9 protein-coding genes and 1 pseudogene are annotated in these 19268 nt (G+C 68.9%); 5 read left to right on the plus strand and 5 right to left on the minus strand.

The window, feature by feature from the left end; all coding sequences use genetic code 11:
- Positions 1-57: 57 nt before the first annotated feature.
- Genes ACIBQX_RS03020 through ACIBQX_RS03035 form a run of 4 tightly spaced genes read right to left on the minus strand, consistent with a single transcriptional unit; the run spans position 58 to position 10176 of the window.
- Positions 58-2151 carry a DEAD/DEAH box helicase gene (locus ACIBQX_RS03020; RefSeq protein ID WP_396999973.1) on the minus strand — a complete coding sequence of 698 codons (2094 nt, stop codon included), beginning with the start codon at positions 2149-2151 and terminating at the stop codon, positions 58-60.
- A complete protein-coding gene (gene brxD, locus ACIBQX_RS03025; RefSeq protein WP_396999975.1) occupies positions 2151-3464 on the minus strand; it encodes a BREX system ATP-binding protein BrxD in 1314 nt (437 codons plus the stop codon). Before brxD ends, ACIBQX_RS03020 begins: the two co-directional genes overlap by 1 nt.
- A 5-nt stretch (positions 3465-3469) precedes the next feature.
- Positions 3470-6253 carry a BREX-2 system phosphatase PglZ gene (pglZ, locus tag ACIBQX_RS03030; protein WP_396999977.1) on the minus strand — a complete coding sequence of 928 codons (2784 nt, stop codon included), beginning with the start codon at positions 6251-6253 and terminating at the stop codon, positions 3470-3472.
- Positions 6250-10176, minus strand: coding sequence for a hypothetical protein (locus ACIBQX_RS03035; RefSeq protein ID WP_396999979.1), 3927 nt, complete (start codon positions 10174-10176; stop codon positions 6250-6252). Before ACIBQX_RS03035 ends, pglZ begins: the two co-directional genes overlap by 4 nt.
- Before the next feature lie 291 nt (positions 10177-10467).
- On the opposite strand from ACIBQX_RS03035, the gene ACIBQX_RS03040 reads away from it, so the two are divergent.
- From ACIBQX_RS03040 to ACIBQX_RS03055, 4 genes and pseudogenes are all read left to right on the plus strand, one after another.
- On the plus strand, positions 10468-10938 hold the full coding sequence (locus tag ACIBQX_RS03040; RefSeq protein WP_396999981.1) for a DUF6444 domain-containing protein: 471 nt from the start codon (positions 10468-10470) through the stop codon (positions 10936-10938).
- A gap of 52 nt (positions 10939-10990) precedes the next feature.
- Positions 10991-11410, plus strand: a pseudogene (locus ACIBQX_RS03045) (transposase); the annotation flags it as partial.
- Complete coding sequence (locus ACIBQX_RS03050) at positions 11323-11628, plus strand: hypothetical protein (protein ID WP_396999983.1); 306 nt, start codon at positions 11323-11325, stop codon at positions 11626-11628. The pseudogene ACIBQX_RS03045 and the gene ACIBQX_RS03050, both read left to right, overlap by 88 nt.
- A 97-nt stretch (positions 11629-11725) precedes the next feature.
- Positions 11726-11857: a hypothetical protein gene (locus ACIBQX_RS03055; protein ID WP_396999985.1), complete on the plus strand. Its 132-nt coding sequence runs from the start codon at positions 11726-11728 to the stop codon at positions 11855-11857.
- Between the two features lie 312 nt (positions 11858-12169).
- On the opposite strand, the gene ACIBQX_RS03060 is transcribed toward ACIBQX_RS03055, so the two are convergent.
- Entirely contained in the window at positions 12170-12535 is a 366-nt protein-coding gene (locus ACIBQX_RS03060) for a hypothetical protein (RefSeq protein WP_396999987.1), read from the minus strand.
- A gap of 127 nt (positions 12536-12662) precedes the next feature.
- On the opposite strand from ACIBQX_RS03060, the gene ACIBQX_RS03065 reads away from it, so the two are divergent.
- Positions 12663-19265 (plus strand): DNRLRE domain-containing protein, encoded by a 6603-nt coding sequence (locus ACIBQX_RS03065; protein ID WP_396999989.1) that lies wholly within the window; start codon positions 12663-12665, stop codon positions 19263-19265.
- Positions 19266-19268 lie beyond the last annotated feature (3 nt).

A 19268-nucleotide genomic window follows, 5' to 3' on the forward strand; every position in this document is an offset into this window, starting at 1 on the left:
CGACGGGCTGGGGGTCAATACGGGCCGCGTTCTTCGTGGCGCGGCACAACCGGGGGCTCACCCGAGCTGCAGCCGCACCGGCTCCACCAGCACCGCCTGAGCCCCCTCGAAGTCCGCCAGCCTGGCCGCCACCGTGGCCACCGCCAGCCGTTCCGGCAGCACGGCGGCGAACTTCAGCCCATGCGCGGCGCGCCGATCGACCTCCGGCAGGACGAGCGCGGCTCCGGTGCGGGCTTCGCGCCAGGCGGCCACCGTGAGATCTGTACGAAGCCGTACGAAAAGGTCGGTCGCCCGCTGGACAGGATCGGCGACCGACGGCAGCGTGGCGGCGAGCGTCGCGTTGGCACGGTAGCCGGCCCACGTCCACCACCGGATGTCCGCACCGACCTTGGTCGCCAGCGTCCCGCCCGGATGAACGAGGCCGGGCGCCTGGTCCTCGCGCCATTCGGCCAGGACCGCCTGCGCGCGACGGGTGAGCGTCACCGGTGGATCGGCGCCAAGGAGCACCTCGCGCATGGCGCGAGCCAATGCGTACGACAGTCCGGTGACCACGCCACCGGTCCACTTGGCGACGCCACCGCTGTCCGCGGGTTCGACGAACGCTCTCCTGCGGGTCCAATCGATGAACGTCACCCGCCAGCTATGGCCGCCGAGCAGCAGGAGCCTGGGGCCTGGCCGTTCCTCTGTCAGCACCGAGGGGTCGGTCCGCCCGATTTCCTGGCGTCCCGCCAGCACGGTGAACTGGGGTGGAGCGGTGAAGGACGAGGTCAGCTCGATGAAGTGCCGCCGGCCGAAGCGCCGCTCGGCCTCGGGGCCGATGAACAGCAGCCCGCCGTCCTCTTCGAGGTAGCCCTGGCTCACCAGGTGCCGCAGAATGGGCTCGGCCGAGCGGTCGAAGGGCGCGAGCCCGTTCCATTCGGCGGGCCACACCCGATCACCGATCGTGTGCCGCTGGAGCGTGACGGCGAGCAGCTGCTGCGCGACCAGGTGGCGAGGTTCGGGGGGTGCTGACACCGGCTCCACCCATCCCCTCCCCCACAGCACCGCCAGCCCTGCCGCCTGGAGCAGGCTCTCCTTGCTGGTGGTGAGAAACAGACAGTTGCGTACGGTGTCCGCGCGGCGCCCCGTGCGGCCGAGGCGCTGCAGGAACGACGCGACGGAGCGAGGCGCGTCGATCTGGATGACCCTGTCCAGGTCGCCCACATCGATACCGAGTTCGAGCGTCGAGGTGGAGACGATGACGCAGTCGCGCGCCTCCGCGAACGCCTGCTCCGAACGCGACCGTTCATCGGCTGAGAGGGAGGCGTGGGACAGGAACACGTTCACCTCACGAGCACGCAGCGCCGCCCCCAGGTGCTCCACCTGCCGTCGCGAATCACAGAACACCAGCCGCTTCTCGCCACGATGCAGCGCCGCGATCACCCTCGCCGCGTTGTCGAGCGAGCCGACGTAGTCGAGCTCGATGTCACCCGGCGAAGACGACGCGGCGAGGTCCGGCGCGATCACCTGCCCGGCCCGCCGGCCTACGGCGGCGCCCTGCAACCAGGTGAGCAGATGCTGCGGATTGCCCACGGTGGCCGACAGGCCGATGCGCTGGATGGGACGCCCGGTGACCCGCTCCAGCCGCTCCAGCACGGCGAGGAGATGCCAGCCGCGATCATCTCCGGCGAAGGCGTGCACCTCGTCCACCACCACCGCCCGGACTTGTCCCAGCAGGTGATCGTGATCGGTCGTGAACCCGATCAGCATCGCCTCAAGAGATTCGGGCGTGGTGAGCAGAATGTCCGGCGGGTCGGTACGGATCCGGCGCCGCTGCGATTCGCGCGTGTCCCCGTGCCAGAGAGCGGCCCGCCGGCCGAGCCACTGCGCGTAGCCGTCGATCCGGGTGACCAGGTTGTTGAGCAGGGCTTTCAGCGGGCACAGGTACAGCACTGACACGCCGGTCCAGCGCTGTGCGGTCATCGCGGACAGCAGCGGGAAGCAGGCCGCCTCGGTCTTGCCGCCGGCCGTCTGGGCCAGGAGCACCGCGTCCTCGCCGTTCATCAGCGGTTCGATCGCCGCTCGCTGCATGGACCGGAGATCGGGCCAGCCGAGGGTGTTGACGATGTGGTGCAGCAGGACCGGGTCGAGCCGCTCGACCGGGTCGGTCATCACAGGTCCAGGTCGAGGTCGTCGGCCGAGGCGATGAGGTTGCGCTCAAGGTCGGTGAGCTCGCTGCCCGCCAGGGTGAGCCGGTAGTGCTGTCGCGGGTCGAAGTCCTCGAACTGGTCGATCCGGTCGAGTACGTCTCCCACGAGTTTCTTCAGGAACAGCCGGGGCGCCACCCCGACCTTGCCGCCGAGCGCCCCGCCGACCGCCCGTGCGAGCTCGGAGACGTACGCGTCGTCGGCGAGGACCTTGACGCGTTCGACGGCACCGGCTGCGTACAGGTCGCGGATGGTCAGCCCCAGGTCCACCAGCGACTCCAGGGTGAAGCCGGGCAGCCGGAGTTGCACGGCGCGTGGGTTGTCGAAGCGCGGGTCGGTGCTGAAGTCGGTGGCCAGCCGCTGGGCGAGGGGCGCGAGCCGCTGCACGCCCTGCTGCCCGTCGTAGAACGCCGGAGTGCCGGTGATCACCAGGTAGAGGCCGGGGAAGCGGCCTGAGTGCACCTCGTCGATGAGCTGCCGCAGCGCGTTGAGCGCCTTGTCGCGGGCGTCGGAGCGTACGCGTTGCAGGGTCTCGACCTCGTCGAGCACGACGAGAAGCCCGGGATGGCCGCTGTCGCGCAGCACGGTCAGCAGCCCTTGCAGGAAGCCGAGCGCGCCGAAGTGGTCGAGGTCGCCGCGCACTCCCGCGGATCGGCGGGCGGCCGCGGCCACGTGGGGCTGCCCGCCCAGCCACGCCAGTACGGCGGCAGCCGTCGCCTCGTCCCCGTCGAGCAGCGCGGCCCGGTAGCCGCGCAGCGCGGTCGCGAAGGAGGGCGCCTGCCGGGACACCTCGGCGAGGCGCGCGGCCAGCAGCTTGTCCACCTCACCGGGAAGTTCGTCCTCACGTGCTCCGGCGGCGAGCGCGTCCTCCTCCAGCGCGTAGAACCAGGCGTCCACCACCGGCCGCACCGCGCTCGGCGGGAAGCTGGCGGTGGTGAGCCGTTCGGTCAGCCGCCGGTAGACGGTCTCCAGTTTGTGCAGCGGCGTCTCATTCTCGGAGATCTGGATCTCGGCGACCGCGAAGTTCCGGCGCTTGGCGCGCTCGCCGAGCCATCGGGAGAAGAACGTCTTGCCGGAGCCGTACTCTCCCCGGACCGCCTTGAACACCGATCCGCCTCCCGCGACGGCGTCCAGCTCCGCGTCGAGCGCCGGCTCGAACCGGCCCAGGCCGGTGGCGAGCAGGTCGAGCCCGCTCTCCGGCACCGCGCCGCGCCGCAACGCGTCGATCACCGCTCGCCGGCGCCCGGCGCTGACCTGGGCAGATCTGGTGACACTCACGTAGGTCAGTGTCCCAGCTCGAACTGGTCCCGCAGCAGTGTCGTGTGCAGTCGCAGCGTCCGCGCGTCCGGAAGGGTCTCCAGGACCTGGACCCCGTCGTAGTTGAGGAGCTGGCGCAGCACGGCGGCGAAGCCGTCGGCCCGGGTCACCGGGTAGCCGATGCGCTGGGCCAGGGCGGTGGCTGGGAGGGTGCCCGCGTCGAGCAGGACGCGGATCGCCTGGTCGACCTTGTCCATGGGCGGCTTGCGCGCCAGGGTGTTCACCTGCTCCTCGAAGGTCTGCGAGCTCAGGAGCGCGTCCGCCAGCCGGTCGGCGGGCGATGGAAGCCCGGGTGCGGGGGCCGGTGCGGGGGTCACGTCGAACAGCGCGTCACCGAGTGCGGGCTGTGACTTCGACCGTTTCGGCGCCTTCTTCGGCGGTGTCGCCGGGGCGTTGGGCCGTACCTCTTCCAGGGACCACCAGGCTGGGCGCTGGTCGCCCAGCTCGCGCCAGCCTTTGGGCGGCTCCGCGCCGAAGGGCAGGAAGGCCAGCACCGGAATGGTGAACTCGGCGACCGCCGCGCCTCCGTGGTAGCCGGCCTTCTGCGAGGTGTAGCGGGAGTCGGCGTCCCACAGCGCGACGATCTCGGCGCCCGGCTGCGGCCACACCACCCGGGGGCCGGAGAGCGTGATCTCGGTTTCTCGTACGGGCCCGCCGGGGGTGCGGTGGCGGGCGGAGGCGATCCCGTCGCCGTCGAGCTTGATGCCGTGCCGGTCCACGACGTGCCCGTGGTCGCTGACGACGATGACGGCTCTGCCCTGGTCGGCGGCCACCCGCAGCAGCTCGCGCAGCTTGCCGATGTGGTCGAGCCGCCAGGCGGCGTCCCCCAGCTTCTGCTCCTTGCCGAGCCGGTCGTCGATCGTGTTCAGCACGACCGCGACGTGGGTGTCCTCATCGGCCAGCGCCTGGGTGAGCTCCGGTCCGAAGGCGTCGCCAACGCCGTCACCCCGCAGGTCGTCCTTGTGGAACACGGCCGCCTGAGCGCTTCCCCAGAAGCGGTGCGCGGGGAACAGCCGCTTCTCCTCGGCCTGCGTGCCCTTCATCAGTTTCCCGGCGAACAGGGAGGTGCGGGAGATCGTGGTCAGGGTGGGCAGGGCGGCGGCCATCGCTCGCCGCCGGGGTGCCCTCTCGTCCGGCAGCGGATCGTACTCGGCCCAGTCCCGCCGCAGTTCCTCCCCCAGCTCGGTGGCGATCGCTGCGCTCATCCCGTCAAGGACGAGCAGCATCACCCGCCGCTCCCCCTTGACGGCCACGGGCTTGACCACGCGCGTCAGGAAGGACTCGACGGCGAGCATGCCACCGGGGTCGGTGCTCGCGGCGAGTCTCCTGGCGAAGGAGTGGTCGATCGCCCGCCGTCGCTCGCGGACGCGGGCACCCAGCCGGTCGTAGGCCGCCCTGAGCGCGGGTTCGGGGTCGCCGCCCGACTCAAGGTGCTCCAGCGCCTGGTCCACCCATCCGGTTTCGGACAGGTGGCGTTCCATCGCCGCCGCCACCGTCGCCGCCTCCGCAGGCGGGTCGGTGGCGAGCCACTGGGCGAGCCGCTGCCCCATCCGGGCCCGGGTGATCCGCACGCGCGGGTCCGGGTCGGCGGCCAGACTGTGTGCTCCCAGCTCCCGGACGGCGCGAGCGATCATTCGCGCGTCCCCGCCCGCCAGTGCGCGGCCCGCCGCCGCGAACCGGGCGTCGAGTCCGGCGGTCAGGACGAGGCTCGCGGCCACCGCGCTCTCGGCGCCGAAGTGCGTGGCGAGCCCGCCGGCCCGGTCCAGCACCCTGCTCGTGATCCGCCGCACCTGGCGGGTGTGCTCCTCGTCGGTGTCGACCCGGCCTGCCGCCAGCAGCGCGGTCACGTACTCCTCACAGGCCCTGCCGAACGGGACGACCAGCGCGTCCAGGGCCTCTCCCGTCGCGGGTGGTGCGTCGCCGAAGTAGCGCTCGGCCCGGCCTCGGGCACGGTAGGTCTGCTCGTCGGCGTCGGATCGCAGCCACAGCGCCGCGCAGACCAGCCCGAACGCCACCGCGTCCGGCCCGTGCTCGGCCGCCACCAGCGCGAACAGCGCCCGGCCCGCCTGATCCTCTTCACCCAGGAACGCCACGAGACCTGCGCGCTCCGGCCCGCGCAGAGCCAGCAGCCGCTCCGGGGCGCCGGGGAGAAGCGACCACCGCAGCAGGGCGTGGGTGTCGAGGCCCTCGTCGTCAGCCAGCGGATCCTCGCTGTAGCGGCCGAGCCCGAGCCGGCGCAGGGCCAGCGTCGACAGTGCGGTGTGCCGGGACAGCACCCCGCCCGCTAGTGGTGGCCAGCCGCCCGGCGGAGTGGCGTCCAGCAGCGCCTCGGCCGCCCAGTCGTCCGCACGCAGTCGCGGGTCGACCTGCTCGGCGCCGAACGCCTCCCGTACGACGCTCCAGCTGTCCACGGTCTGAACGCGCTGCTTGTGCGCCCGAGCGAGAATCGCCGGGTCGAGCTCGGTCTGCTCCCGGTCGGTCAGCACGACCAGCACCGCGGGCCCGGCCTTTCCGGCCAGGTGGCCGAGCGCCAGCTCGTGTACGGCGAGCGGCGACGGCGCGGTGGCCACCCGCGCGCGTAGCCCGTCGCCGAACTCCAGCTCGCCCGGCCCGTCCCACGCGGGCGCGGAGCGCAGGAGGACGACGCGCCGCCGTTCACCGGCAGAGCCGGTCAGTGATGACTGGGAGGACAGATACTGGGCGACGGTCACGGCGTTCAGCCGCACCGCGACGGTGATCGTTGTGCTCATCGCTCCACGACCTGCCAGGAGACCTCGATGAGGGCATCGGGCTCGGCGTCCACCAGCTCGGCCAGCTCCGCTCTCAGCTCCGCCACGACTTGAGAGGCCTTCATGCGCTTCCGTCCCGAACGGCTGGGTGTATGGGCTCTGTCCGGCGTTCGGCCGGACTGGTCCATGTCGTCGAGCCCACCCGCATCACCTGCCGGTCCACTTCCGCCTGCCGGGCGGGTTTCCCCCACCAGGCCCGTCTCAACCGCAGAGCCGTTCCCGCTCGCCGTGCCGACGGAGGCTGGGCGGGGGCTGACGACGGGCGGCTGGTTGCGCTTGATCAGGGCGGTGACCTTGCCCCGCGTGCCGCTGAGCGCATCGGCGAGGTCCGCCGTCCGGGGGTCGGCGTTCGCCACCCGGCGCAGGGACTCCAGCAGCGCCAGTCCTTCCGCGCCTTGCCCCTGCGCCAGCTCCAGCGTGTCCCAGGCTGCTCCGGCCAGGGCCCGCTCGACCTCCTGCGCCCGCTTGACCGAGCTGCCGTAGCGGTCGGCGCTCACCTGCCCCAGGTCGAAGCGGGCCAGCGTCTCGATGACCTTCTTCGCGCCACCCGCGCCACGTCCGGCTTCCTGCAGCGCCGCGAGCAGGTCCACCGAGCGGCGGGCCAGCGCGAGCCGCCCACTCTCGTCGGTGTCGTCCAGCCCGAGGAAGCCCGCGTGCGCCTCCAGCTGCCGGACCAGTCCGGCAGCGGTCTCGCGGTGCTCGCGGGCGGCTTCGGAGATCTGCCGGGCGAACTGGTTGACCATGCGGCCGCGACGCAGCGTCGGCGCCTTGTTGCCGAAGATTACCTCGAACCGCTGCCGGGCCTCGGTCCAGTCGGCCTCGTCCGGCAGCGGCTGGCTGCGCAGCCCGTCACGCGGCTTGATCTGTGAGAGCTCGGGCGCGGGCTCCAGCGGCACGCCCTCACGCACCCACACCCGGTCGTCCATCTCGGCGAAGGCCGCGACCACGAGGTTGGCCAGGAACGTCTCCAGGCCGCGCCGCTCCGGCCGGTCCGTCCAGTCGGTGAGCGTGATCACGCTGAGGTCGCCGGTGACGCCTTCGCGCTGCGCCTCCCGCCGGAAGTGGTCGGCCCAGCGGGTGGACAGCTCGAAGTACGCCTCCTTCTGCCGGCCGAGCCCGAGCGGCCCGGCGAGCCGCTCCATCAGCTTGCGGTCCTTGGCCGGCACCTCCACGCGCCCGTCACGGGCCTCGGCGGCGGCCCGGACATGGCCGAACACCGTCCTGGCGTCGGACTGTTTCACCGCGACGCCGGTGGCGTCCCGGTCCAGCTCGGGGTGGGCGGGGAACTGGTGGGCGAGCAGTTGGCCCGCGACGTGCCGGATGGCGTCGCGCAGCGACTGCCCGAAGGAGACAGTCAGCCCGGCCAGGTCCGGCAGGGGCGCGAAATGCTCGTCGAAGCCCAGCTCGACGTCGGCCGCCTTCTTCGCGTCCAGGCCGTACGCGCCCTTGAAGGCGGTACGGACCTGCTTGAGCAGCGCGTCGCGCTGCGTCTCCAGCAGGCCCTTGGCCCGTGCGCGGTTGTCGGCGTTGAGGTGGCCGGCGTACTGGGTGGCGAAGCGGTGCTCGTCGGAGAGCGCCTTGTCGATGACGACCAGCCGCTTGAAGTCCGCCATCCGCTGCACTGACAGGTGGGCGGGCACCCAGCCGACGGTCAGCGGCGCCTTGCCCATGCGCGGACGCTCGCGCAGGTCGCGCATGCGGTTGACGTCGTCGACGGGCCCGTAGTCGCCCTCGTCGAAGGGCAGGTCCACGACGATCCGCCACTGCCCGTCGAGCTGTGGCTGCAGGTCGTGGTCCTCGATCTCGCTCTCGTCGGCGATGTTCCCGAAGATCACCTCGACGGTGCGTTCGGAGCCGCGCCACACCAGACGCAGTTCGTCGGCCCCCAGCCGGCCGTTGGGACGGTCCACGCCCAGCTCGGCCGCGAGAAGCTTCTTGGCCAGCGCGATCCGGTTGCCCGGATTGTCGTTGACCGCGGCGTTGGCCAGGACCGAGTCCACGTCGACGCCGGTGAGCTCCAGCCGCACGGCCGGGTTGGCGTCGGTGCCCGTCTCCTTGATCTCGGGGAAGCGGGCCGCCCAGTCGGCCACCTTGGCCTTGATGATGCCGACTTCGCTGCCCGGGATGGGCGCGGTCACCGAGCCGTGGTTGAGCGCGCCGAGCCGCCGGATCGTCAGGTCGCTGAGCGCGGGCACGCTGGGCGCGAGCGCGGACAGCAGCAGCGTGCAGATCAGCCGGTTGTCCCCGACGAACACCCGGCAGCGCTGGGCCAGCCCGGGATCGGTGACCGTCTCGGGCCGGTGCAGGAAGCGCTCGACGTCGTCTTCGGTGACCTCGTTGACGCCGAGCAGGTAGGGCCGGAGCTTGGTCTTGTAGAGCCGGTCGGCGGCCTCGAAGACCACTTTCAGGCTGTCCACGAACGGCTTGTCCCCGCCCGCGGCGATCACCTCGTAGAGGTCGCCCAGCGGGACCAGATCGCCCAGCCGCAGGTGGTCGCGGTGGTCGGCGAGGAGCTGTCCCATCAGCTTCAGACCGGTCCGGGAACGTTGCAATGCGGAGGAGATGTGCACCAGCGTGTCCATGAACGCGGGCGAGAAGGGGTAGGTCAGCCGGAACGACTCCTCGTCCGCGCCGGTGCTGCCCTTGTCCGAGCCGAGCAGCGTGTCCCAGACCTGCGGCCCGACCTTCTTGGTCCGCTCGAACGCGGCGGTGACCAGCGCCGCCGCCTGGTCGTCCATCGGCCTGACCACGCGGGCGTGGGCGATCTGCGGGAGGTTGCGATCCTCCAGGGTGATCTTGTCGAAGCGCCCGGAGGCGAGGTTGAGCGTGTCCTGGATGGACGCCTCGGCCGCGCCCGACACCTCCTCGCCGACCAGCTCGCGCAGGTCACGCTGGCGCGCGATGAACGAGATGATGGGAATGGCCCGCCGGGCGTCGCCGCCCTCCACGAAGTTCGTGATCTTACTGGCCTCGCGGGCGACGAACCGCTGGTCGTGGATGAGCGTCGCCAGCCAGAGGATCAGCTCGTCCATGAAGAGGATGAGCCCGTCATAACCGAGCGATCTGGCGTGCTCGGCGATCACCGACAGTCCGGCGTCCAGCGAGATGAACCCATGCTCGTCCTCGACCGCGTTCCGTGCGAAGCCGGGCAGCAGGCTGGTGCTCGCGTCCTGCACGAGCTTGGCCCGCAGCTCGGCCGGCGTGGCCGGATGGACCAGGTCCAGCGGGGCACCGCCGTCGTGCGCCTCCTCCGCGCCCAATGCGGTGTCGAGCAGGGCGGGCGTCCAGGCGAACGACTCCCCCCACTCGTCGTCACCCTCGTCGCCGAACCCCAGCCCCTTGACGACGGCGTCGTCGCTCATCCGCTCGCGCATGGCCCGGATGTCGGCGAACAGCGCGTCCGTCCGGTAGACCTGCGGGGTGGGCGCGTCCGGGTGCAGCTTCTTGACGTGGCTGACGTAGCCGCCGAGCACCCGCTGCTCCAGGGCCTTGGCCCCCAGCATGTGGTACGGCACGAGCAGGAACTTCTTACCCTCGCGCTCCAGCCACTCGTGCCTGGTGAGGACGGGATCGAACTCCGAGCGCCGCCAGGCGGCCCGGTCGTGCCTGAGCAGCGCGTACAGCACCGCCATGAAGTGCGACTTGCCGGAGCCGAACGAGCCGTGCAGGTAGGCCGCCTTCGACGTACGCCCGTCGAGAGCGGACTTGATCAGCCCGATCGCCTCGTCGAAGTTCTCCAGCAGGCGCTCGGTGACCACGTAGTCCTTGAGCGCCCGCTCGGCCCCTTCGGGCGTCACCGCCTCCGCCAGGCTCAGCACGAAATCCGAGGTGGAGATCGACTCCTTGATGTCGATGACCTCGCGGAGCAGGGGCTGCTGAACCATGGGGGGTGACCTCTCCTTCGACGCCGCGCTCGACGATACCGAACGATCCCGACACTGGGGCCAGAGGCAAAAAACAGAGGGCGCGATCTCGACGATCGCGCCCTCTGGGGGGCCGTGGCCCCGGATAAGCCTGTGCCGCTCGAACGGCCGTCTCAGCCTACTCCTCCCGCAGGTGACAATGGACCGGTTCAGCGTGTGCCGGCCAATGTCCCCGGGGCGCTTCGGCGTAAGCATTCAGCAGCTCAAGATCGTGATGGCGGGACCCCGCTCTCGCGGTGGGATGATCTTGTGGTGCCGAAGACCCCGGATCGCCGCCCGTCATATGACGAGCTGGCTGCGCTGGTGGTCCGGCAGATGGCCACGATCGAGGCCCAGCGCAAGACGGTCGCTCAGCTGGAGGCGATGGTCGATCGGCTGACCTCGCGAATCGCGGAGCTGGAGCGCAGGCTGGGCCGCAACTCGGAGAACTCCTCATTACGTCCGTCCAGCGACACCTTCGTCCGGCCGAAGCGCAAGCCGCCGGTCAAGAGCGGGAGGAAGCGGGGCCGTCAGCCGGGCGCGCCGCGCGCGGGTCTGGCCATGGTCGAGACCCCGGACCAGGTCGGAGAGCATGTCCCGGACGCGTGCAGGGGTTGCGGGAAGAGGTTGTCGGCGGACGACAGCATTGGCTTCGCGCGGCGTCAGGTCCGCGACATTCCCCTGGTCACCGTGAGGGGGAGTATCGCGCGCATCGGTACCGGTGTGGCGACTGTGGCCGGGTGACGGCGGTGGTTCTGCCTGAGCAGGCGGCGAGGTCGCCGTCGTCGTACGGCCGAACCTGCGCGCACTCGCCGCCTACCTGCTCGTTTTCCAGCACATTCCGGTGGAGCGCTGCGCGCGGCTGATCGCCGACGTCACCGGAGCGCAGGTTTCGCCCGGCTGGGTAAGCTCGGTCCTCGGCGAGGCGGAGACTCTGGTCGCCGACAGTGTCATGCTGATCCGCTCGACGCTCACCCATGTGCTGCACGGCGATGAGACCACCACGAGGATCAGGACGACGCGCCGCTGGCTGCACGTGGCCTGTACAACCACACTGACCTTGCTCGGCCTGGGCGACCGCTCCCGCGACGGCGCGAACGCCCTTGGCGTCCCGCCCGAGTTTCGGGGGTGCTGGTCCACGATTCGCTGTCGCTCTACAACGGCTACCCCGGTGCCCGCCACCAACTGTGCGGATCACATCTGGTCAGAGAGCTGACGGCCGTGGCTGAGGACCATCCCGGCCAGCGGCGGCCCACCCAGATCCGCTGGGCTCTCGCGGAGCTGAACGAACGGGCCGCCAGCGCGCGCGGACGGACTGATCGAGATTCCACCCGAACGGGCCAAGGTCTACCTCGAATCCTTCCACCACGGCATCCGCGTCGGGCTGTCGTTTCATCCTCGTGCGCCCGGATGCAAACAGTCCCCGGCCCGTAACCTGCTGGAACGCCTCCAACGCCGGGCCGCTGACGCGCTGCGCTTCGCCGATTTCCCGGCTGGGTGGCGTTCATGAACAACGCCGCTGAGCGGAGCGATGCGTCCGGTCAAGACCCAGGCGAAGATCTCGGGCTGCCACCAGTCCGAGGCCGGTGCCGCCGCCTGGCTGACCATCCGGTCCTACCTCGACAGCGCCCGCAAGCACGGCCTGTCGGCCTTCGACGCCTGATCAGCGCAAATCGCCCAGCGTCACAGATCCTTCTGATTGCTTACGGCCAGCCATGCCTAAAGACGATCAGTCCCCGCGATCATCCGGCACCAGAATGCGCAGGGCGTGAATGCCTACCCTCCGGTTGGAACTAATGGCCAACACACACCAGCACCTGGCGTCCTGCGCGTGGCAGCGGAGCCGGCGCACAGCCTTCCGCCACCTGACTGTATTCAGCATCAAAGTGACGTGGTGCGGCTTCCCGACGAGCCGGTCCCGCCGTGGGAGCCGTACCTACGTCCCGCAAGGCACCGCATCCGTGTCACCGAGACCTCATGCTGCGGAAAGTACGAATGGGCCTGCCAGTCCGGGCAGTTCCTGATCCTCCGGGCCAGATATCAACAAGGCCATGAAGAGACCGGCAGAGAGCTCTACCGGCAGGCCCGCACGATTCGGGCGACTCTCATTACCGAGCATGAAAAAGAAATCTACCCAGAAGACCGGGCTCCCACTCCTGCCAAGCCCAAGCACCACAACCGGAAAGCGCCTAAAGCCCGCATCCATATCCGGCTTGGACGTCTCCTTCGCAACCTGCCCACAGACCCTCTGCAGCGTTGACGCTCCCTCACGTCCCGCGGTCACGGAATCCACCTTTTCCCTCACTGAAAAGATCTTTACATAGATCACAACACGTGTCATGATCACTCCGTTTTGCACATCTGTTCGAAAGGCTGGAGTGAACACATTACGAACAGCGTCCGGCTTATCCGCCCGGACGCGCCGCCACGCTGCCCTGATCGCGGCTCTGACGCTGCCGCTCTCACTGATGAGCGCGCCCGCGATCGCCCAGGACCCCACGCCAGCCCCAACCGCCACGACGTCGCCGCCAAGCACACCCACCACTCCCACCGGCAAGGCGTTGGCGAAGGCCAAGAAGGACAACCGGCGCGTCGAGATCGAGTCGATACAGTCCGAAACCACCACGTACTATGCCAATCCCGATGGCAAGACCCTGCGGATGGAACAGCACCTGCAGCCCATCCGGGTCAAGAACGCCAAAGGCGACGGTTTCATACCTGTTGACACCACGCTGGTCGAGACCGACGGTGTCATCAAGCCGAAAGTCGTCAAAGGCGATCTGACCCTGTCAGCCGGCGACGACGCATTCGTGGTGAAGAGCAAGAGCGCCAAGGGCTCGGCAACGATCGGCACCCCCGGCAAACTCCCCGAACCCACGATCAACGGCAGCACCGCAACCTACCCCTCGGTATACGGCAACGGCATAGACCTGGTCGTCACCGCCACCCCGACGGGCTTCAAGCAGGAGATCGTCCTGCGTGAGCGGATCACCGGCCCGGTCAGCTTCCGCATCCCTACGACGGTGCCCAAGAACATGGCCCTCGGCAAGGACACCGCAGGCAAGCCGACACTGCTTACTGACGGTAAGAAGCTCGCCGATCTGCCGCCGGCACTGCTTCTCGACTCGGTCGCGACCGACCCCGAGAGCGACATCGACGCGGGCAAGGTAGGCAAAGCCACCGTCACCCTGGACAAGGGCAGTTCGGCGCTGGTTTATACGCCCGACCCCGCCTACCTCACCGACCCTGCCGTCGCCTACCCGGTCACGCTGACCGCGTTCGACGACGATTGGTGGGAGCCCGACCTGGGCAACGACACCTTCGTCAACAACGCCGATTACCCCGACGGCTACGCCAACAGCGGGCTGGACCGGATCCTGGTCGGAAAGTCCGACAGCGGAACCGTCCGCTGGCGTGGCTACCTCCGGTTCGACGAGATCCCGGCCGACCACCCGCTACGGGGCGCAACGGTCCAGAACGCTGACCTGGCCCTGTGGAACTATTTTTCCAGCGACTGTGGCGATTTCGTCGGATCCGGCATCACCGCCTATCAGGTGACGGAACGATGGGACGTCTCCACCCTGACGTGGAGCTCCCAGCCGCGCGTCACCACCACCGGAGCAGACACCGAATACGGCGGCTACGCCAGCGAAAACTGCACCAGCTCCATGAACCACCCATGGGACCTCATCCACTCCGTTGACGACATCGTCCAAAAATGGGCGGATGGCGACCCAAACTACGGCTTCCAACTCACCGCCGGCAACGAGTCGGACCTCAGGAACTGGCGACGCTACCGGACCAACGAGGCCGGCGGCTGCAATACGCCCCCGCGGCAAGACTGCCTGGGCACCCTCCACCCGCCCATCCTCACCGTCGACTTCGAGGTGCCCGCATCACCTCCGGAGGTGATCGTCTACTCCTACGAGGGGCCCCGAAGGGCGACGCAGCCCACGTACGAAGAAGCCGTGGCCATGCGAGTCGACACACCGGGAGACATCCCGGACCTCCCGCCGATGACCGTCGCTGACGAGCAGGCTCTCGCAGCTCGCCCCAACCATGCGGTGGAGATCTCGCCCGCCGAGTTGGAGCCCTTCACCGGTGAGTCCGGTGAGGACTCATGGGATGGCACCACCGTCGAGGATGGCAGTCCTGCCGACACGATCCCTCCTACGGTGACGAGTACGGTTCCCGTCGCCGAATCGCGGCAAGCCCCGGTAGGCACCCCCATCCAGGCCACGTTTGACGAGCCGGTGTGGGAGCCGGCGTTCTCATTGAAGAACATGGATGGGACGGTCATTGACGGGACGGTATCCGGTGACTCTGCCGACAAGGTTTTTACTTTTACTCCTGCACAACCGCTGAAGGTCGGCACCACTTACACTGTGGAAGTCTCGGAAGCGACCGACGCTTCGGCGAACCCTATGACCCCCTTCCGATGGTCCTTCCAGACAGAAGGCGGTGCGCGCTGGTCCTTCGATGAGGGTATGGGGAAGACTGCTGCTGATTCGTTCGGCAGGCATCCGGCCACCCTCAGCGACACCGCAGCCTGGATCGACGGCAAGAGTGGGAACGCGGTCTCCAACCTGCCGTCGCAGGCGCGGATCGCCGCCTCCCGGTCCGCCGCCCAGCAGGGCAAGGCGGTCGAGGTCGCCGACGAGACGACCGCGACCAGCATCACCTACGCCCAGCCAGACGGGAAGACGTTCAAGACCGAGGTCGCGGCCGGTCCGGTGCGGGCCAGGCAGGGCGACGGCTGGGTGCCGGTCGACACCACCCTGGCCGAGCAGGGCGGCAAACTGCGGCCTAAGGCCCTCGCCGAGGGCGCTCTCGTGGAGCTCTCCGCAGGTGGCACGGATCCGTTCGTGAAGATGTCCGCCGACGGCAAGTCCTACGCGCTTCGCTGGCCGACGCCGCTGCAGAAGCCGACGGTCAAGGGTAGTGTCGCCACCTACACCGACGCCGCAGGTGTCGGGGCCGATCTGGTAGTAACGGCCTTGCCGACCGGGTTCCGGCATGAGGTGGTGCTGCGACAGCGGCCCGCCAAGCAGGTGGAGCTGAGGATCGGCGTCGAAGATGAAGGGCTGACCCTGTCGGAAGGAAAGGGCGGCCGGCTGCTGCTGAAGGGCAAGGACAAGAAGCTGGTGGTCACAGGGACACGTCCGATCGTGTCGGACGGCAGCGGCAAGGACCGCCCCGCGATGGCCAAGCGTGTCAAGGCAGGCACGGATGTGGTCACCAAGGGTGGTCTTACGGAGTTGGTGGTCAAGCCAGATCAGGCGTTCCTGGTGAACGCCGGTACCACCTATCCGGTGCGGGTGGCCGCAGCGGTCACGTTGCCCCTCGGTGCCGACATCGACGTCAGCTCGGACGGCTTGCCCGCACTCCCGGACAACCCGTACATGCTCGCCGGCACCATGACGGGCGGCACGAAGGCCCGGGTGCACCTGCGGTTCGATACCACGGGTCTGCAGGGCACCACGGTGACCGACGCCACACTGTCGATGAACACCATCGACAGCCACAACTGCGGCGCCGCACTCGCCAACGGCATCCAAGTCGCCCGCCTCACCGGCGCGTGGGACCCCGCGAACCTGTACTGGGCCAACAAGCCAGCCCACACCACCGAGGACGCTTCCACCAACTTCAAGGGCGTCGACCAGAACTGCGACACCTACCCGGACAGCATGGACTGGAACGTCACGGGCATCGCCCAGGACTGGGCCGCCGGCGCCGCCAACCACGGCCTCGTGCTCAAGTCGCCCGGCGAGGCGAACATCAACAACTACCGGGTGTTCACCTCCTCCGAAGAAACCGACTTCAACCTGCCGCCGACGCTGACCGTCACCACCAGTGGACCGGCATCGCAACCGGCGGTCTCGGCCCCGGCCATCACACCGGCGCACACGGTGGACGGCACCACGGTGACGACCTCACTCACCCCGCAACTCGCTGCGACCGTCGCCGACACCGCGGGCGGCAACCTCACCGGCCAGTTCGAGGTCGAGCACGACCCCGCCGCCACTGGACAGGGCAGTGGCCAGATCTGGACCGGCGCCTCATCAGAGGTCACCTCCGGAGGCCAGGCCACGGTGAGTGTCCCGGCGGGCATGCTGACCGACGGCTGGAAGATCCGCTGGCGGGCCCGCGCGGCCAACGCCGCCGCATCCACCACCTCGGCTTGGACGGGCTGGCAGACAGCCACGGTCGATGTGCCGAACCCGACAGTCGGCGCCTTTCAGGTCACCCCCTCCCAGGTGGTCGACGGCGTCACGGTGGCCACCAGCCTGACTCCGGCCCTGCGCACCATGGTCACCGACCCGGCTGCGCAGCCGCTGCGGGCTGAGTTCGAGGTCGAGCACGACCCGGCCGCGACGGGGCAGGGCACCGGCCAGATCTGGACCGATGCCGTGGACGGCATTGCCTCGGGCTCCGAAGCCAGCCTTGCCGTCCCGGATGGGAAGCTGTCCGACGGGTGGAAGGTGCGCTGGCGGGTCCGGGCGGTCAATACCGCCACCACGGTCGGCTCGCCGTGGTCGGACTGGCAGGCTCTGATCGTGGATTTGCCGGACCCGGTCTCCGAACCGGCCGTAGGAGCGCTGCAGGTCACCCCGTCCGTGCAGGTGGACGGCGTCACCGTCGCCCCCACGTTGACTCCGGCGCTGCTGGCCCAGGTGAGCGACCCAGCTGGCCAGGCGCTGCGCGCCGAAGCCGAACTCGAGCATGACCCGGCCGCACCTGAAGGCCAGGGAAGCGGCCAGATCTGGACCGGCAACGCCGACAACATCCCGGCTGGCACCCAGACGAGTATCACCGTCCCGGCTGGCACCCTGGCCGACGGCTGGAAGGTTCGCTGGCGGGCACGCGCGGTCTCGACCACCGCCGCCTCCGCCTGGTCGGACTGGCAGTCCTTCACCGTCGGCCTGCCCAGGCCCACCGCCACCGGCCTGGCCGTCACCCCGTCCAAGGTGGTGGACGGCGTGACGGTGACCGATACGCTCACCCCCACGCTGCGGGCCACCCTCACCCACCCGACTGGCCAGGCCTTACGGGCCGAAGCCGAAATCGAACACGACCCGACGGCTACTGGGCAGGGCCCCGGCCAGATCTGGACCGGTGCCGTAGATAACGTGGCCTCCGGCACCCAGGCGAGCATCGCGGTCCCGGCGGACAAGCTGGCCGACGGGTGGAAGGTGCGCTGGCGCCTGCGCGCGGTCACCGACCAGGCCGCCTCGGCATGGTCGGACTGGCAGCAGGTCACCGTCGACGTCACCCAGCCCGGCGAAGAGCCCCTGGCCCGTACGGCCGGACCGGTGATCCGCACTGACCAGAGCTTCACCGCCGCCGCCTGGCTGCGTTGGAGCGACAAGGACGGCGACTACACCGTCCTCGAGCAGAAGGGCACCCACCAGGCACCCTTCCGGCTCGGCAACACCGCCGATCATGGTCTGGTGTTCACCTTCACCAGCGCCGACACCACGGATGCGACGGTCGAAGGCGTGCTGTCCGATGTCGAGCCACCGGTCAATGAGTGGTTCCACCTGGTCGGCGTGTACGACGCGACTGCCAAGACCGCCTCGCTGTACCTCAACGGATATCTCGTCAAGGCCCAGCCGTTGAACCTCGCAGCATGGCACGCCCCGCAGGCCCTGACGCTGGGAACCAGCATTCGAGGAGATCTGGACGAGGCACGCACGTATCAGCGGGCGCTCAGCGCAAGCGAGGTCGGTGCCCTCGCCACGGGTCCGGCCGCGCCGACGTCCGTCCCGAGAGCCGCGGTGAGCGGACTCGCCGCTCTGGACGAGCCCAATCCGTACGAGGTCGAGTATCGGCACTTCACCCTCGACACCTGCCGGACGAAGGCTCCCAAGGAGGCCATTTGGGGGATCTGGACGGACGCCACCGTTTTCAGTGGCTGCTCCGTTCGATGGTTCGGGATCAGTATGTGGTTCGACGACATCGACCCCGACACCGGCATGAAGAAGAAGGTCAGGCTGAAGTTGCCGGACGGCCAAGACGGCATGGACCTCATGATGCGTTCGACCACCGTCATGAACACCTATCTGGGCACGCGTGACGGAGCCGGAATTCGCAAACCGGGAAGTGATGGCGTGACCGGTCCGCTGACCCCTCATGAATTCTCGATGTGGGTCGCGTTCGATCAGGTCGATTACGACGAGTTGACCGGCATCGGTAATGCGCGTCTCGAGCTGTCGGTGACGTCCAAGCCAGACTCGAGCACGTCGACGTGTCAGAAGACGGTGAACGGCGACAGGGAAGCCCGCATCAGGGACTGGAACAACACGATACGGTACTACCGCTTCAAGTCGCAGAGTCCTGGCAAGGACATACGCAGGTGTACGGTATTCCCCTCGGCGAAGATCAAGGACCTTGTCACCAATGTCGGGCCGTCGAGCTTCCCGCTTTGGGACAAACTCAAGAACGACCGGCAGAACGGCATCTGGACTCCGCCGACCGTTCGCTGCGACGACGAGACCCTGGGCCCAGGCTCTCCCGGGAACTGGCCGGAGGAGAAGCGGGTCCGGTATACGGGTGCCTGCATCTTCCCTGATGTGAGCCGCATCTACCAGACGGACGTGGATCACGTCAAACGAGGACCGGTCGCCGCGCACATCTGGGCCGCGTTCAACACCCCCGACGCCACCAATCCCCAGAAGGCGCCGGGACAGAAAGTGATCCCAGGGAACTGGAACGGGAAGACACCCGGCACTCGAGCTGCACTGACCAGGATCAACGAGAACGAGCTACGTCCCGGCGACCCCAAGAATCGCACATGGAAGCAGGTCCAGGTATCGGAACGCCGTAAGGCATGTCGGACCGCAAAGGTGGTCGGAGACTGCGACGAATTCCCCTTCAATTCAGTCAAGGAGGGTCCTGGATGGGGGGACGGCAATTTCTCTGTTCAGGGCGTTCCCGCAAGTAACAACAAGAGTGACGGCTGGTATCTCTCAGTGTTCTATGCTCGATACCGGGTTCTTATCCCGGAAGGCATAAAGCGGCCTACCGGCGACCGATTCTGGGTGAGCGTTAAGGGCACTCCTTCGCCCTGACCC

The organism is Nonomuraea sp. NPDC049714 (assembly GCF_044465295.1).
Taxonomy (GTDB): Bacteria; Actinomycetota; Actinomycetes; order Streptosporangiales; family Streptosporangiaceae; genus Nonomuraea.

Excerpts from the sequence above, each read along its gene's own strand:
- ACIBQX_RS03065 (WP_396999989.1), top strand. The coding sequence starts at position 12,663 with ATGAGCGCGCCCGCGATCGCCCAGGACCCCACGCCAGCCCCAACCGCC.
- ACIBQX_RS03020 (WP_396999973.1), bottom strand. The coding sequence starts at position 2,151 with ATGACCGACCCGGTCGAGCGGCTCGACCCGGTCCTGCTGCACCACATC.
- pglZ (WP_396999977.1), bottom strand. The coding sequence starts at position 6,253 with ATGAGCACAACGATCACCGTCGCGGTGCGGCTGAACGCCGTGACCGTC.
- ACIBQX_RS03055 (WP_396999985.1), top strand. The coding sequence starts at position 11,726 with ATGCGTCCGGTCAAGACCCAGGCGAAGATCTCGGGCTGCCACCAGTCC.
- ACIBQX_RS03060 (WP_396999987.1), bottom strand. The coding sequence starts at position 12,535 with ATGACACGTGTTGTGATCTATGTAAAGATCTTTTCAGTGAGGGAAAAG.
- ACIBQX_RS03035 (WP_396999979.1), bottom strand. The coding sequence starts at position 10,176 with ATGGTTCAGCAGCCCCTGCTCCGCGAGGTCATCGACATCAAGGAGTCG.